General features: G+C 68.9%; 5 protein-coding genes. 1 reads left to right on the top strand and 4 read right to left on the bottom strand.

The window, feature by feature from the left end; genetic code table 11:
• Positions 1-223 precede the first annotated feature (223 nt).
• Positions 224-910: a hypothetical protein gene (locus I55_RS19460; protein WP_148293845.1), complete on the top strand. Its 687-nt coding sequence runs from the start codon at positions 224-226 to the stop codon at positions 908-910.
• Positions 911-1036: 126 nt separating this feature from the next.
• On the opposite strand, the gene I55_RS33265 is transcribed toward I55_RS19460, so the two are convergent.
• From I55_RS33265 to pcaF, 4 genes are all read right to left on the bottom strand, one after another.
• On the bottom strand, positions 1037-2260 hold the full coding sequence (locus tag I55_RS33265) for a diguanylate cyclase (protein ID WP_049974292.1): 1224 nt from the start codon (positions 2258-2260) through the stop codon (positions 1037-1039).
• Between the two features lie 202 nt (positions 2261-2462).
• Positions 2463-3122, bottom strand: coding sequence for a 3-oxoacid CoA-transferase subunit B (locus I55_RS19450; protein WP_044562241.1), 660 nt, complete (start codon positions 3120-3122; stop codon positions 2463-2465).
• A gap of 17 nt (positions 3123-3139) precedes the next feature.
• Entirely contained in the window at positions 3140-3823 is a 684-nt protein-coding gene (locus I55_RS19445; protein WP_044562240.1) for a 3-oxoacid CoA-transferase subunit A, read from the bottom strand.
• Positions 3824-3966: 143 nt separating this feature from the next.
• A partial coding sequence (pcaF, locus tag I55_RS19440) for a 3-oxoadipyl-CoA thiolase (RefSeq protein WP_064742519.1) occupies positions 3967-5167 on the bottom strand: 1201 nt, incomplete at its 5' end.

Below are 5167 nucleotides of genomic sequence, written 5' to 3'. Positions count from 1 at the left end.
TTGGGCCCCACGAACGCTAGCAGGTATGCAATGCAATCTTGCACTGGCAACATTTTAAATCACCACTAACGTCTTAGACGACCACCTCCAGATAACCAGGCGCATTTTTTTCGAAAAAAATGCGACGGACTCCACTTCTGCTTACGTGCAAGCGAGGGTCGGGGGGCCTGAACGGGGCCGGCCTTCCGGCTTTTCCCGCACGACCCCGGCGACGGAGGATCTCATGTCGATCTCTTCTTTGTCGTCGTCTACCGCCGCTACGTATACGACGAGTACCACCAGCACGGCACAGTCCGCGAAATCGAGCATCAAGGACGATTTCAAGGCGTTGAGCGACGCGTTGTCGTCCGGTGACCTGGACACGGCCAAGTCGGCCTATGCCACCCTGACCAAGGATTTGCAGGCCAACGCGCCGGCCAAGTCGTCCACCTCATCCAGCAGCGACTCCAATCCGCTGAAGGATGCGTTGGACAAGGTGGGCTCCGCCTTGGAGAACGGCGACGTGTCCGGGGCGCAAAGCGCTTTCTCCGACATCCAGGCGCACGGGGGCGACCGCAACGGTCCGCCGCCTGGCCCGCCACCCGGTGGTGATGCCGGTGGCTCCGGTGGGGGCAACGCCCAGGCCTCGTCCGTGCGCGCCGCCTTCTCCAGCCTGTCGGATGCCCTGTCCTCGGGTGACCTGACCAGCGCCAATTCGGCCTACAGCAGTTTGACCCAGCTTCTGGGGGGCGGCGGTACCGACAGCACGGACAGCACTTCGTCCACCAGCGACAGCGGCAATCCGTTGAAAAGCCTGCTGAGCCAGATCGGCAGCTCACTCAGCGGCGGCGACACGTCGTCGGCGGCCAGCCTGTTGTCCTCTTTCACCCAGCAGACGGGGGCGGGGCAGTCGGTGAACCTGACGGCCTGATGCCGCTTAGGGGGCGGCTGTATGGATCGAGGGTGGCGAACCGCCCCGATCGCGATTGAACCGGTGGGCGCCGGGGCCGTCTGGAACGGCCTCGACCTCCGCCCGGATTTCCTGTCTTCCGAAGCCTCAGGCGCCGTATTGGCCCCAGCCCGGATGGGTCAGGGGCGGGGGGGCCTCCAGGGTACCGGGGCCGATGCTCATGGCCTCCGTGCGGTTGCGGCCCGTGTCCTTGGCGCGGTACAGTGCCTGGTCCGCCGCCGTCACCAGATCTTCCCAAACGTGGCCGTCGGCGCCCAGCGTGGCAACGCCGATGCTGACCGTGCAGCGCACGGTGCCCTGTGGCCGGTCCAGGGTGACGGTGGCCACCCGCTGACGCACCCGCTCCGCCACCGCCCAGGCGTCCTCCAGCCCGGTTTCGGGCAGCAGGGCCATGAACTCCTCGCCACCCACGCGGGCCAGGACGTCGCTGCGCCGCAACTCCCGCGTCAGGGTGTCGGCCACGGTCACCAGCAGGGCGTCGCCCGTGCCGTGGCCCCAGCGGTCATTGACGTCCTTGAAGTGGTCAATGTCGATCATCAGCAACGACAGGGCGCGGTGATGGCGCAGGGCGCGGGCCACCTCCATCTCGCCGGCCGCCCACATCACCCGGCGGTTGGACACGCCGGTCAGCGGGTCCTGGCGGGCCTGCTGCATCAGTTCGGAATCCAGCCGCCGGCTGATCATCCACAGATATCCGTTGGTCACCGTGGTGGTGACGCAGATGATGACCAGGCGGGTCAGCGCCTTCATGGCATCCGGTTCGGCGGCCGTGCCCTGCCAGTCGATGACCAGGGCCCAGCCGGCGCGCACCAGGGCCAGCACGGCCCAGGCCACATAGATGCCGGCGGTGACGGTGGCGGCGGGGCACAGGTCCCGCTCCGCATGGCGCAGCAGGTGCCAGGCCATGGCCGCCGACAGCGTGGCGAAGAACAGGCTGCTCACCAGGATGCGCCCCCGGCTTTCCGGCGCGCCCACGGTGAACCACAGGAACACGGCCGCCAGCAGCACCCCCGCCGCCAGCATCGGCCAGGCCTCACCAACCGGGCGCCCCAGGAAGCGGACGACGCCGACATAGGCCAGGCCATAGCCGGTGAAGATCAGGAACTGGCTGGACAGCAGGCCCAGCCAGGGGGGCAACCACGCCAGCTCGTTGGTAAGCGCCAGACCGGCGGCCTGGGCGAAACCGGACGCCGCCCAATAGCTCAGTCCCGCCTGCCGGGGCAGCGACAGCGCCGCCAGCAGCAGGCACAGGGCGGCCACCGTCTGCAGCAGCGTGTTGACGACCAGCAGGCTAGGGATGTCCAGGTTCACAGACGCACTCCCACCCCGGTGGCGGCCCGGGGGAAAATACCGGGACCGAACCGGGATCAAGAATACGGGAGGGGCGATCAACCTACAATGGTATGAAGGCGCCGCCGCGCCCAATCTTCCGGTCAGGTCAGGTGCTTAGGGATAGGTCGGTTGACGGGCGGTTCATCCGGGCCGCCGCCCGCGCGGCGGCCCCGGGGAACGGTCAGGCGGCCCTCAGTGTCAGGCCGGACAGCGCCTGCAAGGCCTCCAGGCTCAAGCCCTCGCACAGTTCGCGCACGGCGAAGCCGTCCCCGGTCACGTCCAGCACCGCCAGGTCGGTATAGACACGGGTGACACAGCCCAGGCCGGTCAGGGGATAGGTGCAGCGGCGCACCAGCTTGGACTGTCCGTCCTTGGTCAGGTGCTCCATCATCACGAACACCTGGCGGGCGCCCACGGCCAGATCCATGGCGCCGCCCACGGCGGGGATGGCGCCGGGCTTGCCGGTGGACCAGTTGGCGATGTCGCCATTCTCCGCCACCTGGAAGGCGCCCAGGATGGCGATGTCCAGGTGACCGCCCCGCATCATGGCGAAGGACAGGCTGTGGTCGAAGAAGGCGCCGCCGGCCAGCAGGGTCACCGGCTGCTTGCCGGCGTTGATCAGGTCCGGATCCACGGCGTCGGCGGCCGGCTGGGGCCCCATGCCCAGGATGCCGTTCTCGCTGTGCAGCAGGATTTCCTTGTTGGGCGACAGGTGGTTGGCCACCAACTCGGGCATGCCGATGCCGATATTGACGACGGCGCCGTCCTCGATGTCGTTGGCGATGCGGGCGGCCATCTGGTCGCGGGTCCACGCGGTGTATTTGGGGGGCGTAGGGGTCATGATCTGGTTCCTTGACCTCAGGCGGCGGCGTGGGCGGTCTTGCCCACGGCCACCACGCGGCTGACGAAAATCCCGGGCAGGGCGATGGTCTCTGGATCCAGGGCGCCCAGCTCCACGATCTCCTCCACCTGGGCGACGGAGATTTTGGCGGCGGAGGCCATGATGGGGCCGAAGTTGCGGGCGGCCTTGCGGAAGACCATGTTGCCCCAGCGGTCGGCCAGCCGGCCCTTGATCAGGGCCACGTCGGCGTGGATGGGGTATTCCAGGACATAGCCGCGCCCATCGATCACCCGGGCCTCCTTGCCCTCGGCCAGCGGCGTGCCGTAGCTGGTGGGGGTGAAGAAGCCGCCGATGCCGGCGCCGGCGGCGCGGATGCGCTCCACCAAATTGCCCTGGGGCACCAGTTCCAGTTCCACCTTGCCGGCGCGGTACAGCGCGTCGAAGACGAAGCTGTCGGTCTGGCGGGGGAAGGAACAGATGACCTTGCGCACCCGGCCCGCCGCCAGCAGGGCGGCCAGGCCGGTGGTGCCGTTGCCGGCGTTGTTGCTGACCACGGTCAGATCCTTGGCGCCTTGTTCGATCAGGGCGTCCACCAGTTCCATGGGCATGCCGGCATTGCCGAAGCCGCCCACCATGATGGTGGCGCCGTCGGGGACGTCGGCCAGGGCTTCCAGGGCTGAAGTACGAACTTTGCTTAGCATCGATTCCTATTCCTCAAACGCCGGCGGGGCATCCGCCCCTTGGCTTGTCCTCGGTTTCCAGTCCGCGGTGCTCCCCGGGAACCTGCGGCGGCCCCAGGGGGGGCTGGTCGCCACGCTCCGGTGTGCTGAGGGCCTGGGGGTGATCAGACCCGTTCGATGACGCTGGCGATGCCCTGGCCCACGCCGATGCACATGGTGCACAGGGCGCGCTTGGCATCCGACCCGGCCAGTTCGTGGGCGGCGGTGGCGACCAGGCGGGCGCCGGACATGCCCAGGGGATGGCCCAGGGCGATGGCGCCGCCGTTGGGGTTCACCCGCGCGTCGTCGTCGGCGATGCCCAGTTGGCGCAGCACGGCCAGCCCCTGGCTGGCGAAGGCCTCGTTCAACTCGATAACGTCCAGGTCCTTGACGCCCAGGCCCAGGCGGGCCAGCAGCTTTTGCGTCGCCGGGGCCGGGCCAATGCCCATGACGCGGGGCGGAACGCCGGCGGTAGCGGCGCCGACGAAGCGGGCCAGGGGCTTAAGGCCGTGTTTGCGCACGCCCTCGGCGGAGGCCAGCAGCAGGGCGGCGGCGCCATCGTTCACGCCCGACGCGTTGCCGGCGGTGACCGTGCCCTCCGGCTTCACCACGCCCTTCAGCTTGGCCAGCGCCTCCAGCGTCGTGTCGGGGCGGGGGTGCTCATCCACCGACACCACCTTGGGGTCGCCCTTGCGCTGGGGGATGGCGACGGGGACGATTTCCCGCTCGAACCGCCCGCGGGCCTGGGCGGCGGCGGCCTTCCGCTGGCTGGCGATGGCGAAGGCGTCCTGGTCGGCGCGGGAAATACCGAAGTCCCCGGCCACGTTCTCACCCGTCTCCGGCATGCTGTCGACGCCGTAGGCGGCCTTCATCGCCTTGTTGACGAAGCGCCAGCCGATGGTGGTGTCGAAGATCTCCGCCTTGCGGGAAAAGGCGTCCTCCGCCTTGCCCATGACGAAGGGGGCGCGGGACATGCTTTCCACCCCGCCGGCGATCATCAGGTCCGCCTCGCCCAGGGCGACCACGCGGGCGGCCATGGCCACCGCGTCCATGCCCGATCCGCACAGCCGGTTGACGGTGGTGCCCCCCAGGCCCACGGGCAGGCCCGCCAGCAGCAGCGCCATGCGGGCCACGTTGCGGTTGTCCTCCCCCGCCTGGTTGGCGCAGCCGAAAACGATGTCGCCCACCGCGTCCCAGTCCACCGTGGCGTTGCGCTCGATCAGCGCCCGCAGCGGCAAGGCAGCCAGATCGTCGGCGCGCACCGACGACAGGGCGCCGCCATAGCGCCCGATAGGGGTGCGGATCGCATCGCAGATGAAGACTTCA

Source organism: Azospirillum sp. B4 (assembly GCF_000333275.1).
Lineage (GTDB): Bacteria > Pseudomonadota > Alphaproteobacteria > Azospirillales > Azospirillaceae > Nitrospirillum.
The sequence above is the reverse complement of the archived record's forward strand: the minus strand, read 5'-3'. Positions and strand labels throughout refer to the sequence as shown.

Coding starts and splice junctions, on each gene's coding strand:
- I55_RS19450 (WP_044562241.1), bottom strand. CDS start 3,122: ATGACCCCTACGCCCCCCAAATACACCGCGTGGACCCGCGACCAGATG.
- I55_RS19445 (WP_044562240.1), bottom strand. CDS start 3,823: ATGCTAAGCAAAGTTCGTACTTCAGCCCTGGAAGCCCTGGCCGACGTC.
- I55_RS19460 (WP_148293845.1), top strand. CDS start 224: ATGTCGATCTCTTCTTTGTCGTCGTCTACCGCCGCTACGTATACGACG.